The following is a 14,881-nucleotide window of genomic DNA, read 5'->3' on the forward strand; positions in this document are numbered from 1 at the left end:
GGTCACCAGGGGATGACGCCGTCGTCCTCGAAGAACGAACCGGTCGGGCCGCCGTCGGCCAGCGTGGCGAGCCGGATCGCTGTGGCTGCGCCCTGCTCAGGAGTGCGGGGCCCGTGGAAGCCGGTGAAGTCGGTCGCGACCAGGCCCGGACAGGCGGCGTTGATCAGGATGTTCGTATCGGCCAACTGCCGGGCGTACTGCACGGTGACGGCGTTGAGGAACGACTTCGACGCCGAGTAGGCCGCCATGACGGGGCCGATCTCGATGTCCGGGTCCGCCTGCCGGGTCAGGGAGGCGACGGCACTGGAGACGTTGACGATGCGTGGCGACGTCGAGCGCTGCAGCAGCGGCAGCATCGCGTTGGTCACCCGGATGACACCGATGACGTTGGTCTCCACGACCGTGCGGACCACGTCGAGGTCGAGCGTGGTCGGGTCCTGCACCCACCCCGGACCCATCTCTCCTGAGATGCCGGCGTTGTTGACCAGGGCGTCCAGGCGCCCGGCCTGCCGTTCGATCAGTTCCGCGGCAGCGGTGACGCTCTGGTCGCTGGTCACGTCCAGCGGCACCCCGAATGCGTCCACCCCGGCGGCGCGTAGCTTCTCGACGGCGGTCTCGCGCCGGGCCTCGTCGCGGGCTCCCACGCCCACGCGGTAGCCGAGGGCGCCCAGCCCGGTCGCAATTTCGTACCCGATTCCCTTGTTCGCGCCGGTCACCAGCGCGATCTTCGATTCGCTCATGCCGTTGATGTTCGCTCGCGGACGAGCGGTGCATCCAACACCGATACGGTGTCCTGTCATACCCGGTAGGTATCACTGAGGTATGTTGTGGCCGTGGACACCTTGGAGACCCGCGAGTTGAGGTACTTCGTGGCCGTCGCCGAGGAACTGCACTTCGGCCGCGCCGCCGAGCGCCTCGGCATGGCCCAACCGCCGCTGTCCCGGGCGATCCAGCAGCTTGAGCGGCGCATCGGCGTCTCGCTGCTGGAACGTAACCGCCGCGGCGTCTCCCTGACGGGTGCCGGAGAGGTGCTGCTGCACGAGGGCCGCGCAGCCCTCGACGCGACCACCGCCGCCGCTCACCGCACCCGTCGCGCCGGTGGCGCTGACAGTCCGGGCGGCCCCCGCAATCGCCTGGTGCTGGCGGTGAAGGCCGCCGGGTCTCACGAACTGCTGCAGAAGCTGCTCGACGCCTACGCGGCCGCGCCCGATGCCGCCGAGATCGAGGTGCTGCCGAGCGGCTTGTGTGAGCAGGAAGGGATGCTGCGCGATGGCCGCGCTGATGTGGCTCTCATGCACGCGCCGTTCAACTCCCTCGCCGGGTTCGACAGCGAGGAACTGATGACCGAGGGGCAGATCGCGATCCTGCCCGCCGGACACCTCCTCGCAGCGCGCAAGACTTTGTCCCTGGCCGACGTCAGCGACGTCCCCGATCTTCCGCTCGCCCGCTGGCCCCGCCACGGCACGTACACACCCGGCCCGGGCCCCGAGATCCACGACCAGACGCAACTGGCCCAGCTGATCGCCCTCGGACGCACCGTGGCCGTCTTCCCCGACTCCGCCCGCGCCTGGCTGTGGGCCGAGCACACCGCCGTCCCCCTGACCGACGCACCCCCCGTCGTTACTCACATCGCCTGGCCCGCGCACAGCCGCTCCCTCGCCCTCGCCGGGCTGATCCGCACGGCCGCACAGCTATGACGCTCTCCTGCCTTCCATCGCCACCGTCACCCTGATGACACACCCCCTGACCGCCGGCCCCCACACCCCACCGCCGCCCGCCCACGGGCACGGGCGGCACGGTACCCAGTCAGTGGTTCGTGAGCGCGAGTTCCTCGGCGGTGTCCCGTGTGGCCGGCGACGGCTTCGGCGACACGGCTCCGTCCGGGGGCTCCGTCACGGGAACACGGGAACGGCTGCGCCCGCGCCTCTCCTGGGCCGGTGTCAGCGCGCGTTCGGCTGTTGCCCCTGAAGCCAGTCCCTGTAGTGCGTCGGGGCGAACTCGGCGTCCTCCGGCGCGGTGAGCACGTCTCCGGTGACCACGGCGAACATGCCTGCCTGGTCATCGGTGACCACGCTGCGGCCGTCGGAGCGTGCGGCCAGAGTGATCCGGCCCAGCTCGTCAAGGGGAAAGACATCAGGGCCCGCGACGTTGCGGATGCCCTGCAGCGGGGCTTCGGAGGCGGCTCGCACGACCGCCGCGGCGACGTCCGCGCTGGCCATCGGCTGCACAGGGGTGGCCGGCAGGCGGACGGTGTCACCGTCGGTCGTCCACGACATGATCGGTTCGACGAACTCGAAGAACTGTGTGAAGCGCACGATCGAGTACGGTGTCGGCGCGTTCTTGAGGATGTTCTCCTGGGCGACCTTGGCCCGGTAGTAGTCGAGTTGCGGCACCTGGTCCACGCCGATGATCGAGGCAATGACATGGTGGCGGACTCCCGCCGCCTCCGCTGCGGCAGTGACGTTGTTCATCGACGTTTCGAAGAAGCTGATGGAAGTCTCGTCGAACGCCGGGGAGTTCGTCAGATTGATCAGCACGTCTGCGCCCTCGAGAACCTGGTCCAGGCCCTTGCCGCTGAGCACGTCGACTCCAGTGGACAGTGAAGCGGGTACGACGTCGTGGCCGGCCGCTCGCAGCCGTTCGACCACCTGTGTGCCGACCCGGCCGGTTCCCCCCAGGACTGTGAACTTCATGGCGCACCCTTCGTCGAGCGTTCAGGTTCACGAGGGCGTCCGGGCGGACTCGCCGTCCGGTTGTGTGCGGAGGTACCGGGTACGCATCGAACCGGCCGAACCGGGCAGAGCCCGTGCCCTGCGTGCGGACGCCGATGCCGGAAACGGTTGGCATCGCCCGTGCCCACGGATCGAACGTATCGCCCTCGACCACCGTACGCATCACCAGTGGTGAGGCGCGGGCCGGCCGGTGTCGAGCGCGCCTTGGTCGGGTGCCGGTTGCGGGACGGCTGCCGGGAGAGCAGCCTGAAGACGGCGGGCCTGGCGGCGCGCTCGTAGGCGTGCGCTTCTCGACGGCCCCGCTCAGGACTGACCGAATGCCGTGAGCGGTGAGGTGCTGTTGTCGAGAGCCGTCGGCGACGCATACGGACAAGCGGCGAAGGAGCCGGGCTCCTTCGCCGCTTGTGGACCGGTCACCGCAGGGTGCGAGGGCCGCACGAGCGGCTTCCCCCCATGGCGGCAGCCGGCGACACGGGACGGGTGTCCGTGCTCCGGGACTGGCTGCCGGGGTGGCCCGGCCGGCTACGCCATGGGCGAGTAGCGGTAGTCGGCCGCGCGGTGGGTTCAGGCTGGCCCGCGACCCGGACTCGATCACCCTGCTCGATGTCGTGCTGGCCATCGAAGGAAACGAAAGCCTCTTCCGCTGCACGGAAATTCGCCAGTGCGGGAAGATCGCCGAGCTCCACACGGGCGGCAACGATGCCGCCGCCTGCGCCGTCAAGCGAGCCATGTACCGGGCCGACCTGGCCTGGCGTGAAGCCCTTGCGACGCAGAAACTCTCCGATGTCCGCAGAGAGCTCGACTGAATGACCCCGCCGTGACAAGGACCGTCCGCCGGGTGTTCGGCCGAGAGTAAGGCGTGTGCGCCGGGGTGCGGCAGCGCCGGGTTCTCGGCGCGCTGGCGCGCACGGAGGCGGCGTAGGCTTTTTCTGGTACGGCTGTCCGTGCAGTCGGCGTCCTGGCGCGGACGGCGGTCATCGGTTGCCTGGCCCGCATGACGAGGCGACACCCGGGCCGCACAGGTTCTTGCCGACACCTGTGACGCAGCCGATCGGCGCTCCGTATCGGCGCCGAGACCGGAGGTGGCGTAATGGCGAACAGCGAACCCGTCTCGGACTCACCGGAAAACCAGGGGCAGCGGTCCGAGGCGTGGAAGACGGCGGTCACCCTGATTCAGGAGGCGAAACCTCCCCATGTCCCCGAAGGCGCAGAGGTCATGACGTTGTTCGTCGAGTTTCCTCCCGGCGACCCCGGCACACCTCCGCACCGGCACTCCGGACCGGCCTTCGGCTATGTGCTGGAGGGCGAGATGCTGTTCGAGCTGGAGGGAGAGCCAGAGCGGGTGATCCGCGCCGGGGAGGCGTTCTGGGAGCCGGGAGGCGACGTGATCCACTATCAGGACGGCAACAATCGCAAAGATGTCCCGAGTCGATTCGTCGTCACGATGATGTGCGAGCCCGGCCAGCCCATGCTCGTCCTCGTCGACGAGGACGAACTCATACAGCGCAAGGACAGGCGAGCTCCACGACCGTCCTGAGAACGCTCAGGGGCCAACTGCAAGGCTCAGTCACACCACTTGTGGCTGAGCGCTGCAGTTCAGGGGCCCTGTTCGCCAGGTGCGGTGCTGAGTCCGCTGCTGCGCTGTCGACCGAGCCGCTGGCGGAGCGGGATCACCCGCCGAGCGAGGTTGGGCCGGGGCTGGACGACAGCTGGCGCACTGCCACGGCGACGGCCTCCTGCGCTGTGGCGAAGAGGCCGAGGTCCTGGCTGATGAAGCCCCTGCCCACTCCGTACGTGCCGTCGCCGTTCGCGCTCAGGCATGCTCTGCATCGAGCCCACCAATGTCGCCGCCGACGGGCACGACTGCCCCGTCCGGTTCCAATGCGTGGGGTGCGAGCACGTCCGCACCGACGTCTCCTACCTCCCCGACCTGGAGGCATACCTCGCTGATCTCCTGCGGGGCCGGGAACGTCTCGCCGCGTTCGCCGCTGACCCGTGGGCGAAGGCCGATGCCATGCCCTCCGACGAGGAAATCACCCGAGTCCGCCGCCTGGTCAAACGAGTCCGCGACGACCTCGACGACCTCACGGACGAGGACCGCATCCAGATCAAGGAAGCCGTCACCCTCGTGGGCCTACACCAGCTACGAGGCCACGCTCCTCGACATCCATCGCAACGTCACCCGGTGGATGATCGTCATCGTTATGGGCCTCGGGCTGTTCATGAACGCCGCGATCTCCCACGCATTCGACGACCGGGCCTGGGCGTTCGTGATCCCGCTGCTTCTGATCCTGTTCTTCGCAGGCACCGTCACCGCCCTGGCCGGCCGCACCGACGCTCTGCGTGAGCACTTCTGCCGCACCATGGTCTGGATGGCGGCCTCCGCTTCACTGTGGATCATCGGTGCGGCGGTCGGCTCGGACCCCGCCTGTGTGGTGGGCCGCCGCCCTGGTCGACCTCACCGGAACGTGGCTCGCCCACTCGCTGCCCGGCCGTACCCTCAGCAGCCGGGAGCTCGCCTTCGACGCCGAGCACATGATCGAGCGCCTCAGGCTGTTTTTCATCATTCTTCTCGGCGAGACCGTCCTCACTGCCGGCCGTGCGATGGCCGATGCCCCTGTCGACGTCCCCAGCCTCCTCGCCACGGCCGGCGTATTCACCGCCCTGCGGCCGCTATCACCCACCTCGACCACACCGAGGAGGCGATCGCAGCCTTCCTGCGCCCCCGCCCGGTCACCGCTCTGTAGGGGTGGGCCCGTCGACCGCCGGCCTCCTTACTCGTCACGGACTGCACACCATCGGCGCGGTCGCCGACACACCCCTGGGCACCCTGCAGCCCCTCCTGGGAAAGGCCACCGGGCGACTGATCCACGAACGGGCCCGAGCCGAGGACCCGCGCCCGGTCACCCCCCCAAGCACCGGCGCGCTCCTGCGGCGCCGACCACGCCTTCCCCCCGCGACGAACTCGACCCCCACCCGCCACCGCCAAGCCGTACTCGCCGTCGCCGAACAGCTCGGCGCCCGCCTCCGTAAAGAGCGACAGGTGGCCAGCCGGCTCACCCTGACCGCGCGCTACGCCGACCGCTCCACCACCGTGCGCACCCGCCGCTTGCCCGAACCCACCAACCACACAGCAGCCCTGGCTCGCACCGCATACGACATCTACACCACCCTCGGCCTCCAGCGGGCCCGCGTCCGCGGCATCGCGCTGCGCGCGGAAGACATTCAGGGCGCCGAACGCGCCACCCGGCAGCTCACCTTCGACCCGGGAGACGACAGAGCTCACCGGATTGAAGCCGCCGCCGACAAGGTCCGCGCCCGCTTCAGCGCTGGCGTCGTGATGCCCGCAGCCCTCGCCCACCCACCCCAATGAACACCCGCGCCGAGCCCGGAACGGGTTACGCCGCCTCGTCCTCGGCCTGCTCGTGGACGTGCTTCAGCGCCATCCGGGCATCGACCACCTTCCCCTGCAGCGTCGGCGTCTCCCAGTAGGGAAAGCGAGCCTGGCCGCGGCGCGCTCTGTCGCATCGTGACTGAGCGCTTCACTTGGCGGGCAGGCGCGACTTTTCGAGATAGGCGACACCTGATCTTGGTGGTTGACACGACCCTGAGAAACGCCGAAGCCGTACCGGATTTCTGCTGCGCCCGCTCCCGCGGCCCGCACAGCGCTAGCGTTGGGTCCCATGATCGTATGGCTCAACGGCACCCACGGCGCGGGCAAGACGACGACCAGTGCACTCGTGCAGCAGCTGATCCCGGATTCACGGGTGTTCGACGCCGAGAAGGTCGGCGAGACGCTCATGGACATCACGCCGGGGCTGCCCGGGACGGACAACTTCCAGCACTGGCCGCCGTGGCGGCCGCTCGTAGTCGAGACCGCCCGCCGCGTACTCGACTACACCGGTGGCACTCTGGTGATGCCCATGACTGTTCTGATCGAGCAGTACTGGCGTGAGATCAGCACGGGCCTCGCCCAACATGCCATTCCGGTACGGCACTTCGTCCTCCACGCTGACCAAGACACCCTCCGCGGGCGCATCGAGGGGGACACTCTTCTTGGTCCCTCCCCATTCCGTCTCAAATACCTCGAGCCCTACGCCGAGGCGGCCCGCACGTGGCTACACGGCGAGGCCGAGGTCGTCGACACCACGCACCTCACGCCCGTCCAGGCCGCCCTGCAGATCGCAGAGGCCGTCGAGAGTTGAGGTCCGCCCGCCACGCGAAAACAGGCGCAGGTGGTAGCAAAGAACGACCTTCCTGTGTCGAGTAGTGCGAACAGGCTCAACCAGGGGCCCGGCTCAGCCCAGCACCGCGGTGTCATCCATCCCGAAAAGTCGCAGCAGGGTAGTGCTTGGCCATGGGCCCGATCCGGTTTCTGGTGAAGTGGTACAGGACGCTGCGGGCGAGGGCTGTGCTGGGCGCATGGAGTCTTCGGTCTGTACGCCAGAGGTCGGGTCCGGGCCCGTGTGGTCGCACACTGCACCCTGGATGATCTTGTCGTGCCGTACACGATCGATCCGCGGATCGCGGGTCTGCTGGAGTTGGCTGAGCACCAGCCCGCCAACTGAAGCGCTCCTTACGTGCAGGGCGGATTACCCGTTCGGACTGGGGCTGGCACAGGCAAGCACGCTGTCGGCCAGCTCCCCCGGCGTCAGCTCGCCGTCCAGGAACACGGTGTCACTGGGCAAGGTGTCGGCCGCGGCGGTGCACGGCTCGATCCTGTCCTTGCACCACTGCCGGACCCGCTCATCCTTGTCGGGATCACCGGGGGTGAAGCTCCGTCCGTCGATCCGCTTCACCAAGACCTCTGGCGAGACGTTGAGGAAGAAGTGGTGGACTTCGATGCCCGCGTCCTTCAGCGCACCGAAGATTTCGCCGACATACCCGGGATTGACCAACGTCATGGGGACCAGGACGGGGCGTTGATACTCATGCACCAAGCCCGCGGCCAGGTCCGCGACCAGCCGCCGCCACAGTCGGAGATCCTGGAAATCGCCGGTCGGCACCTCTACGATCTCGCGCAGCACATACCCGACCATCTCCGGGTCATAGAGCAGCGCCTCGGGCCAACGCGAACGCAGTTCGTCCACCAGCGTGCTCTTCCCGCTGTCGAACGCACCGTTCACCCAGACGATCACACGCTTCTCCCCCCGTCGTCGGCCGCCCGCGCCCTGGGCACGGCCATGTCCCGACAGCACACCGCGACGCCCAGGTGGGGCAAAATCACACTGACAGATCATGCCCGAAAGATCGCAAGGTGAGGTCGAACCTCCTGACATGCGGGGTCAGCTCACACCGCCAAGCCGAGATCAGCTTCTACGAGGAGCCTGCATGGACGCGGCCGAAAGGCTGAGCGTCCCATTTGGCGAAACCCGCCAACTCAAGCGCTCAGTCACACACATTGTGACTTAGCGCTTCAGTTGGCCATTTCGAGTGTGCGCTGTGGTTGGCCCGCAGGTGTGGTCTTCGGCGCTGGTTCAGGTGCCGGTCGTACCGGAAGGTACTCGCCCTCCGGCAGCAACGCACCGAACGCATCGATCACGCCGCCGTCGTCCGGATCGGCCGGCGCGCCGGTGAGCCGCTCCTGCACGCTCTCCAGCGACAACGTCTGCCGGGCGGTTTCCAACCGGCGGAACAGGAACGCGCATGTTCCGCACCAGAAGCTGAGTTCGAAGAAGGGTTCCCCGTCGACCACGAGCAACCTGCGCCCCGGCCCGCCCCCGGTCTCCCGCTGCTCCGCCTCGAAGCGCAACCGCGCCTCGGGGGCCGGGACACCGAGCCTGCGCGGCTCGCCGAATTTGATCATCACGGACCGACCGTATGGGACGCTGTGGATCGGCACCACCGGCTACTGAGTGCGTATCTGGCCCCTCGGGCCAACTATGGCGTCAGTCACAACTGTGACTGAGCGTGCTGTGTTGGCCACTCTGATCATCACAGTTGGCCTTCGGCCTGCCAGGGCGATGAGTTCTCGGCGCCCGTCGGGTCTACACGTCCTGAGTAGCCCTGGAACTTGGATGGGAGCGGTATGAGCAGTCGGGGATCTGATGGTGAGGCCCTTGCCTCGGAGCCGGAACTTGTGAATCTGGACCCGACGACGACAGCGGTTGTCCGTGGCGTCGTCCCGATGGCTGACCTGCGGGACTTCTTCGATGCTTCGTTCAGTGCCCTGGCCCGGACCATCGGGGCACAGCGGATCATCATGCTGAGCCCTGCCTTCGGCCTCTACCACGGGTCGCCGGGAGAGACCCTGGACCTGGAGGTCGGCTTCGTCACGGACCGGGCAGTGCAGCCGGAGGCTGGGGTCGTGGTCGGTTCGCTTCCCGGAGGGCAGGTCGCGCGGCTGACGCACTTCGGGTCGTTCGACGATCTCGGGTCCTCCTGGGAACGGCTGCGCTCATGGATGCGGGCGCGGGGGCTGTCCGCCGCAGAAGACAGGTGGGAGACCTACGTCACGCAGCCCTCCCCGGACATGGACTCGCGTGACCTGCGTACCGAACTCCACTGGCCAGTCGCGGACTGACAGACCTGCAGCAGGATTCGAGCGCAGGCCCCGGTCCATCGCTACTCTGCGGCCAACCGTGATGCTCAGAGTGACCAACTAGCGTGCTCAGTCACAAGCCCATGTGGCTGTGCGCTTCCCTTGGCGGATGAGCGCTTGAGTGGAGCCGCTGGGCCAGCCAACTGCCAGCCCGGGCAAGCCGTGGCGACTTGCCCGGCCGGGGACAGGAAGAGGTGACCGGAGTGCGGTACTTCGACGTCGGTGAGACGGTCGTTCCGCGGGACGTTCATCGCGGCGGCCGGGTGTGGAGCGAGCTGGCGCTGCGGGTCATCGCCGACAGCACCGAGGCCCTGGTGAGCGCCTGCCTGCCCGGAGCCGAGGCGCTGTGGCCCTCGCTGTACGCCAAGGCCCGCGTCGACGGCGACCGTTCGGTGCGCACCGAGGCGTTCGAGGCGATGGCGACGGGGGAGTGGGAGCTCGCCCCGGGGCGGTGGCAGGACACCGAACTGCTGCTGTGGAAGCCGCCGGCGGCGTGGTTCAGCATCAACGCCTTCTACACCGGCGCCGGGCTGCGGAACTGGTACGTGAACTTCGAGCACCCACCCGCCGCACCGAAGACGGGTTCGACACCTTCGACCTGACCGTGGACCTCGTCATCGACCCCGACCTGACCCGCTGGCAGTGGAAGCACGAAGACGAGTACGCCATGTGCGCCGCCTCGGCATCATCACCGACATCGAGCACCAGGCCGTGGACGACGCCCGCGCCCAGGTCCTGGCGATGCTCAAGAAACGCGGCGGCCCGTTTGCGAACGCCGCGGCGCGGGCGGCCTGGCGGTGGAACCCGTCCTGGCCTTCGTCTCGCCTGCCGCAGTCCATCCCGGCCGCGGGGAGGGTTGCACCGACAGGCGGCTGAACCGTGGCAGTAGTTGGCTGGTCACTTGTTGGGCGCAGGGATGGCCGGCTGCCGGAGAGCCCGGGACGGGGTCACCGACGGCTACCCACCCGTAGTGACTGCGGCAACATCCCTTGCACCAACGGTGGCAACAACAGTGGCGCCCACGGAGCGTCACCACCCTCATATGCCCAGTTCAGGGGCCGTGGTGAGTGGTCCTGCCACGCCGACTTCCCTTGTGGTGAGGGATGAAGGGAGCGGTGTCGGTCACGGGGAGGACCGCCGCTGCGCTCGGCTTTTGCTGGGCGCAGGCATGGGGGCGGGTTCGGGTTGTTTGGGTTGGGGGCTTTGCTGGCAGGCGGGGGCGTGGGTGGTGGGCCGTTCGTATGAGGAGATCGAGCAGGCCCGCTCGGACTGGATGACCGGCTCCCGCTTCGGCGAGGTGTAGGGGTACGACGGCGCCCCGCTGCCCGCTCCCCGAACTCCCGCCAGTGCCCCTGAAACCGCGGGGACGAGTACGTTGACCTGGGATTATCGCCCGTGCGCTGCTGCGCTGTCCGGCCGATGCCCGCGACGCCACTGAAACCGCGCGGCCGGGTGCGCTGAGCCGACGACGTCACGGTGGAGCGCCAGTCCATTGCGGACGAGAGACGACTCACCCGTTCGGAGTAACCCGATTGTGCTCCAAGTCGCACATCACCCGATCGGAGTGGTCAATGGTGGTGAGCTGACGCGAGATCTCCGTTCCACCCCGCAAGGGGCACCTCCGCCCCCTGGACACGGAAAGGACTGGACGGGCCACAACCACCGTCACCGCGAGGGGTTGATGCCATGGGAACCATCGGCTCCGCTGACGCCCTTGCAGATGTTCACGCCGGCGACCCGTATCCCGTCTATGAACGACTGCGTGAGACGGAACCGGTACATCTGTTCCGGACCGGCTCCTACCTGCTGACCCGTTACACGGACTGTCAGCGTGTTCTGGTCGAACGGGAATGCTTTCGGGCACCGGGCGGCCACGGCCCCTCCGGCCGGACAGTGCACCATCCGACGCCTGTTCTGTCGCGTGTCATGAGCTCACAGAACCCACCCCGGCACACCAGAATGCGTACCGCGGTGGCCAGGCGATTTGTCGAGCATGTGCGACGTCAGCAGCCGTGGCTGAGCAAGCTCTGCGACCAACTGCTCGAACCTCTGGTCGAGACCCTCCGTAACGGGGCGGCCGACATGACCGCACTTGCCGAGGCATTTCCCCGCGACACGATCATGCACTTGCTCGGGTTGTACCCGGGTGATCGAGACCTCGTGTCGATGCTCGTCGCCGACATCTTTCCCACCTCCGGGCCCTTGCCCGGACAGGACCGTGCTGGTGCTGCGGCCATGCGGATGCTCATCGACTACCTTCAGGGAGAAGTGGTTCGCCGGCGCCGCGCACCTGGCGATGATCTGATGTCCGAACTCGTCCGTGCGCACACCGACTGCCCTGAGGCTCTGCCTCATGACGAACTGATCAGTGTTCTCACCGGACTCATTGTCGCCGGGTACCCGCAGATAGCTGCGGGGATCGAGACCGGGGTCGTTCTGATGATGCGCCACCCGGACCGGGCGGTCTTCCTGGACGACCCGGTCGGCGCCCGGCTGTTCGTCGACGAGGTGCTCCGCTACGACGCGCCCGTACAGTTCACCCCCGCCCCCCGAATCCCCACGAAAGCGGTGGTCCTCAGCGGAGTGACGATACCGGCGGGGGCACAGGTCTGGCCGGTGCTGGGTGCCGCCAACCGGGATCCAGGAGTGTTCTCACAGCCGGATGAGTTCAGGCCGGGGCGCGACGGCTCACGTCACCTGAGCTTCGGCGGAGGTGCGCACTACTGCCTGGGCGCCGAACTGGTTTACCTGGAGATGTCGATGCTGCTGCGGCGGCTACGGCACCGTCTTCCCGATCTCGCGCCGGCACAGCCCCCTTGTCAGCGGTTCGGGCGGCTACGCGGTTTCACGTCTGTTCCTGTCATACGTGGGGAGCGCTGATCGTGATGAACGGTAGTGGTCCCAATGAACACGCGGACAGCGTGCATGTCTTCCTGGAGAGCGCCCCTTGCTCCACGTTCCTCGACGCCGCTGTTCGTGTCTATGAAGCGATCAGGCCGGGCTTCCCCTACTCGTGCTTCGGTGTGCTGGTCGGATCGATGCGCGGCGAAAGTGCCCGCATCGAGCGCGTCGAGTTCGGCCGCAATGTCCGGGCCACCGACAGTGCGGCCCTGGGGGAGTTCTCCGAATCCATCGTTCCCTGTTTCGGAACGGCTTACAAAAACCCCCATCGCGGGTACTGGTGCGATTCCACCGACCTGCTTCGCATCATGCGGGACGCCGAAGTGGACGAGCTTGACATCCTCGGGTCCATACACCTCCATCCCGACTGGCACAACATCGACTCACCGGGCGGCAAAGGGCCACCGCTGAGCGAGCGCCCGACGCGGATGGACAAGTATGCCTTCGCCAATACCGGGTGGCCAGTCAATCTCATTTGTTACCTGGAGCGCCGGAACCGCAGCATCTATCACTCATGGGGCGCTTGGACCCCACGTATCTCTGATCCCTCGAACCCGCATTGCGACGCGTTGCCGGTGCGCCTGGCACTGCCCGCTCCTGCACGAGTCCACCGGACACAAGCGACTCCGCGGTACATGGAGGACCCGTGAATTCCGAACAGGCCGACAACGCCGTCACTTTCCGCATGCCACCCGAGCGCATGGCCCCCGACGGTGTCACCGATCTCATGGAGCAGAAGAATTACGTCAACGCCCCGTATCCGCTGCTCGCGCAGCTGCGGGCCGAAGGTCCTGTACGGCGCGTGATGTTCGCAGGTGTTCCCGTGTGGCTCGTCACGCGCCATGAGGACATCCGGGCAGCGAGCAAGGATCCACAGTTGAGCAACGATCCGCGGCGCGGTAACAGGGCCGTGCAGTCTGCTCCGTGGGTTTTCGCCACCGAGACCTACACCGTCACGCGCAACATGCTCCGCTGCGACCCCCCGGACCACACCAGACTCCGTGCACTGGTGGCAGGTGAGTTCACCCCGGGCCGCATCGAAGCCCTGCGTCCACGCATCCAGGAGATCACGAACGATCTCATTTCCCGGTTCCTTCCGCTGGGACGCTTCGACGTCATCACCGACTTCGCGAAGCGTCTGCCGCTCACGGTCATTTCGGAAGTGCTGGGCGTGCCTGCCGAGGGGCGGGACACCTTCGCGCGGATGGCGGGCGTCTACGTCGAGATGAGCGAGGGCGACCACAGCCGCATGCCTCATGCCGCCTCCGAGATGCGGGACTACCTCAGCGGACTCCTGAGAGCGAAGAGGGAGTCATCCACCGGTTCCGACGACCTGCTGGGACGGCTTCTCGAGGCCGATATCCAGGAGGACGAGGTGATCAGCATGTCCTTCCTCCTCCTGGTGGCCGGATTCGAGACGACCGCGAATCTCATCGGCAGTGGGGTACTGGCACTGCTGGAGCACCCCGGGCAGCTGGACATGCTCCGGAGGGACCCGCACCTCATGGGGCAGGCGATCGAGGAAATCCTGCGCTACAACGGCCCCATCAAAATGGCGCCCGTACTGCGGATCACGACCTGCGACATGCAGATCGGAGACGTCACCGTTCCCGGGGGCGGAGAAGCTGTACTGCTGTCCTACGGCGCCGGCAATCGGGATCCGGACCGCTTCGCCGAGCCCGACCGGTTCGACATCCTCCGCGACAGCCGAGGACACCTCGCGTTCGGGCACGGGATCCACCACTGTCTGGGCGCGCCGCTCGGCAAAGCGGAAGGCACGATCGCGCTCCTCGCCCTCCTGGAACGCTGCGACGAACTTGCCCTCGCTGTCGATCCCTCCGAACTGACCTGGGGACACAGCCGGTTTATGCGTGGACTGACAAGCTTGCCGGTCACCTTCCGGCCCGTTCCGCGAGGTACTACGCCATGACAACTCCACGACCGCGCGCACTCGTGACAGGAGCCTCCCGGGGCATCGGGGCGGCCATAGCCCGCGCACTTGCGCCCACATACGATGTGCTCCTCGGCGGCCGCGATGCCCGGTCACTCGAGCTGCTCGCCCGCGACCTGCCAGGAAGGGCCCGTCCATGGGTGGCCGATCTGGCACACCCCGGCCAACTCGCCCAGGCCACGGCGGATATCGATCGTCTCGACGTGCTCGTGCACAATGCCGCCGTCGCCGAGCCCGGCACGATCGCCGATGCCTCACTGGACGTGTGGCAGCGAATCTTCGCGGTCAACCTTTTCTCGGCCGCCGAACTCACTCGGTTGCTCCTGCCATCGCTCCGCCACGGCCGAGGACACGTGGTTCTGATCAATGCGGGATCCGGACTCCGGATCAAGTCGAACCGTGGTCCCTACGCCGCCAGCAAATACGCGTTGCGAGCGTTCGCGGACGCCCTTCAGACCGAAGAGAAATCCAACGGAGTCCGAGTGACTTCGATCCACCCGGGCCCGACCGACACCGAGCTGCAGCGGAAGGCAGCCGAACGGGCGGGCCACGAGTACCGCCCGGAGCAGTTCCTGCGGCCGGAGTCGGTGGCGGCCATCGTGCTGAACGCGGTAAGGGCGCCGGCAGACGCGACTGTGACCAATACCGTCATCGATTGAACACTGACCCTCAGTCGGCAGAAGTAATGCGGTGACGAACTGCCTCAGTCGTTGAGGCAGGGCTGGCCGCGCTGCGGCGATGGCGTTGGTGACGTTG

17 protein-coding genes and 3 pseudogenes are annotated in these 14,881 nt (G+C 67.4%); 15 read left to right on the forward strand and 5 right to left on the reverse strand.

Annotated features, from left to right (window positions below; translation table 11 throughout):
• Positions 1-2: 2 nt before the first annotated feature.
• Positions 3-740, reverse strand: a complete 738-nt coding sequence (locus J7E87_RS22830; protein WP_215096348.1) for an SDR family oxidoreductase — start codon at positions 738-740, stop codon at positions 3-5.
• Positions 741-833: 93 nt separating this feature from the next.
• Here J7E87_RS22830 and J7E87_RS22835 point away from each other — a divergent pair, with 93 nt between their 5' ends.
• Positions 834-1,697: a LysR family transcriptional regulator gene (locus J7E87_RS22835; RefSeq protein WP_215096349.1), complete on the forward strand. Its 864-nt coding sequence runs from the start codon at positions 834-836 to the stop codon at positions 1,695-1,697.
• Between the two features lie 243 nt (positions 1,698-1,940).
• Here J7E87_RS22835 and J7E87_RS22840 read toward each other — a convergent pair whose 3' ends face one another.
• The gene (locus J7E87_RS22840) at positions 1,941-2,693 is read right to left on the reverse strand and encodes an SDR family oxidoreductase (protein WP_215096350.1); all 753 of its coding nucleotides are present in this window, start codon (positions 2,691-2,693) and stop codon (positions 1,941-1,943) included.
• Between the two features lie 548 nt (positions 2,694-3,241).
• Here J7E87_RS22840 and J7E87_RS35955 point away from each other — a divergent pair.
• A complete protein-coding gene (locus J7E87_RS35955) occupies positions 3,242-3,538 on the forward strand; it encodes an Rrf2 family transcriptional regulator (RefSeq protein WP_308313018.1) in 297 nt (98 codons plus the stop codon).
• A gap of 284 nt (positions 3,539-3,822) precedes the next feature.
• Positions 3,823-4,269: a cupin domain-containing protein gene (locus tag J7E87_RS22850; RefSeq protein WP_215096352.1), complete on the forward strand. Its 447-nt coding sequence runs from the start codon at positions 3,823-3,825 to the stop codon at positions 4,267-4,269.
• Between the two features lie 133 nt (positions 4,270-4,402).
• On the opposite strand, the gene J7E87_RS35300 is transcribed toward J7E87_RS22850, so the two are convergent.
• Entirely contained in the window at positions 4,403-4,672 is a 270-nt protein-coding gene (locus J7E87_RS35300) for a DUF6193 family natural product biosynthesis protein (protein ID WP_251017819.1), read from the reverse strand.
• Between the two features lie 69 nt (positions 4,673-4,741).
• Here J7E87_RS35300 and J7E87_RS35305 point away from each other — a divergent pair.
• From J7E87_RS35305 to J7E87_RS22865, 4 genes and pseudogenes are all read left to right on the forward strand, one after another.
• Positions 4,742-5,095, forward strand: a pseudogene (locus J7E87_RS35305) (low temperature requirement protein A); the annotation flags it as partial.
• A 67-nt stretch (positions 5,096-5,162) separates the two neighbouring features.
• Positions 5,163-5,333 (forward strand): annotated as a pseudogene (locus tag J7E87_RS36195) (low temperature requirement protein A); the annotation flags it as partial.
• Positions 5,334-5,481: 148 nt separating this feature from the next.
• Positions 5,482-6,105 (forward strand): hypothetical protein, encoded by a 624-nt coding sequence (locus J7E87_RS22860; protein WP_215096353.1) that lies wholly within the window; start codon positions 5,482-5,484, stop codon positions 6,103-6,105.
• A 310-nt stretch (positions 6,106-6,415) separates the two neighbouring features.
• Positions 6,416-6,937, forward strand: a complete 522-nt coding sequence (locus tag J7E87_RS22865) for an AAA family ATPase (RefSeq protein ID WP_215096354.1) — start codon at positions 6,416-6,418, stop codon at positions 6,935-6,937.
• 387 nt (positions 6,938-7,324) lie between these two features.
• On the opposite strand, the gene J7E87_RS22870 is transcribed toward J7E87_RS22865, so the two are convergent.
• Together J7E87_RS22870 and J7E87_RS22875 are read right to left on the reverse strand one after the other, a co-directional pair.
• Positions 7,325-7,870, reverse strand: coding sequence for an AAA family ATPase (locus J7E87_RS22870; protein ID WP_215096355.1), 546 nt, complete (start codon positions 7,868-7,870; stop codon positions 7,325-7,327).
• Positions 7,871-8,148: 278 nt separating this feature from the next.
• The gene (locus tag J7E87_RS22875) at positions 8,149-8,541 is read right to left on the reverse strand and encodes a hypothetical protein (protein ID WP_308313020.1); all 393 of its coding nucleotides are present in this window, start codon (positions 8,539-8,541) and stop codon (positions 8,149-8,151) included.
• Between the two features lie 219 nt (positions 8,542-8,760).
• Between J7E87_RS22875 and J7E87_RS22880 the strand changes: the two genes are divergently transcribed.
• From J7E87_RS22880 to J7E87_RS22910, 8 genes and pseudogenes are all read left to right on the forward strand, one after another.
• Entirely contained in the window at positions 8,761-9,255 is a 495-nt protein-coding gene (locus tag J7E87_RS22880; RefSeq protein WP_285427368.1) for a GyrI-like domain-containing protein, read from the forward strand.
• 212 nt (positions 9,256-9,467) lie between these two features.
• A complete protein-coding gene (locus tag J7E87_RS35315) occupies positions 9,468-9,875 on the forward strand; it encodes a hypothetical protein (protein WP_251017821.1) in 408 nt (135 codons plus the stop codon).
• A 40-nt stretch (positions 9,876-9,915) separates the two neighbouring features.
• Complete coding sequence (locus J7E87_RS35320) at positions 9,916-10,149, forward strand: hypothetical protein (protein ID WP_251017822.1); 234 nt, start codon at positions 9,916-9,918, stop codon at positions 10,147-10,149.
• A 352-nt stretch (positions 10,150-10,501) separates the two neighbouring features.
• Positions 10,502-10,652 (forward strand): annotated as a pseudogene (locus J7E87_RS22890) (pirin family protein); the annotation flags it as partial.
• A 592-nt stretch (positions 10,653-11,244) separates the two neighbouring features.
• Complete coding sequence (locus tag J7E87_RS36200; RefSeq protein ID WP_215096357.1) at positions 11,245-12,153, forward strand: cytochrome P450; 909 nt, start codon at positions 11,245-11,247, stop codon at positions 12,151-12,153.
• 5 nt (positions 12,154-12,158) lie between these two features.
• On the forward strand, positions 12,159-12,824 hold the full coding sequence (locus J7E87_RS22900; protein ID WP_374195213.1) for a hypothetical protein: 666 nt from the start codon (positions 12,159-12,161) through the stop codon (positions 12,822-12,824).
• Positions 12,821-14,104, forward strand: coding sequence for a cytochrome P450 (locus tag J7E87_RS22905; protein ID WP_308313021.1), 1,284 nt, complete (start codon positions 12,821-12,823; stop codon positions 14,102-14,104). Before J7E87_RS22900 ends, J7E87_RS22905 begins: the two co-directional genes overlap by 4 nt.
• Positions 14,101-14,784 carry an SDR family oxidoreductase gene (locus J7E87_RS22910; protein WP_215096359.1) on the forward strand — a complete coding sequence of 228 codons (684 nt, stop codon included), beginning with the start codon at positions 14,101-14,103 and terminating at the stop codon, positions 14,782-14,784. Before J7E87_RS22905 ends, J7E87_RS22910 begins: the two co-directional genes overlap by 4 nt.
• The last annotated feature ends 97 nt before the right edge of the window (positions 14,785-14,881 follow it).

Origin of the sequence: Streptomyces sp. ISL-1 (assembly GCF_018614585.1) — a bacterium.
Lineage (GTDB): Bacteria > Actinomycetota > Actinomycetes > Streptomycetales > Streptomycetaceae > Streptomyces > Streptomyces maoxianensis.

Bases quoted from the DNA above. Each gene is read 5' to 3' on its own strand.
- J7E87_RS22830 (WP_215096348.1), bottom strand. From the start codon at position 740: ATGAGCGAATCGAAGATCGCGCTGGTGACCGGCGCGAACAAGGGAATC.
- J7E87_RS22840 (WP_215096350.1), bottom strand. From the start codon at position 2,693: ATGAAGTTCACAGTCCTGGGGGGAACCGGCCGGGTCGGCACACAGGTG.
- J7E87_RS22850 (WP_215096352.1), top strand. From the start codon at position 3,823: ATGGCGAACAGCGAACCCGTCTCGGACTCACCGGAAAACCAGGGGCAG.
- J7E87_RS35300 (WP_251017819.1), bottom strand. From the start codon at position 4,672: ATGCCTCCAGGTCGGGGAGGTAGGAGACGTCGGTGCGGACGTGCTCGC.
- J7E87_RS22865 (WP_215096354.1), top strand. From the start codon at position 6,416: ATGATCGTATGGCTCAACGGCACCCACGGCGCGGGCAAGACGACGACC.
- J7E87_RS22880 (WP_285427368.1), top strand. From the start codon at position 8,761: ATGAGCAGTCGGGGATCTGATGGTGAGGCCCTTGCCTCGGAGCCGGAA.
- J7E87_RS22900 (WP_374195213.1), top strand. From the start codon at position 12,159: ATGAACGGTAGTGGTCCCAATGAACACGCGGACAGCGTGCATGTCTTC.
- J7E87_RS22910 (WP_215096359.1), top strand. From the start codon at position 14,101: ATGACAACTCCACGACCGCGCGCACTCGTGACAGGAGCCTCCCGGGGC.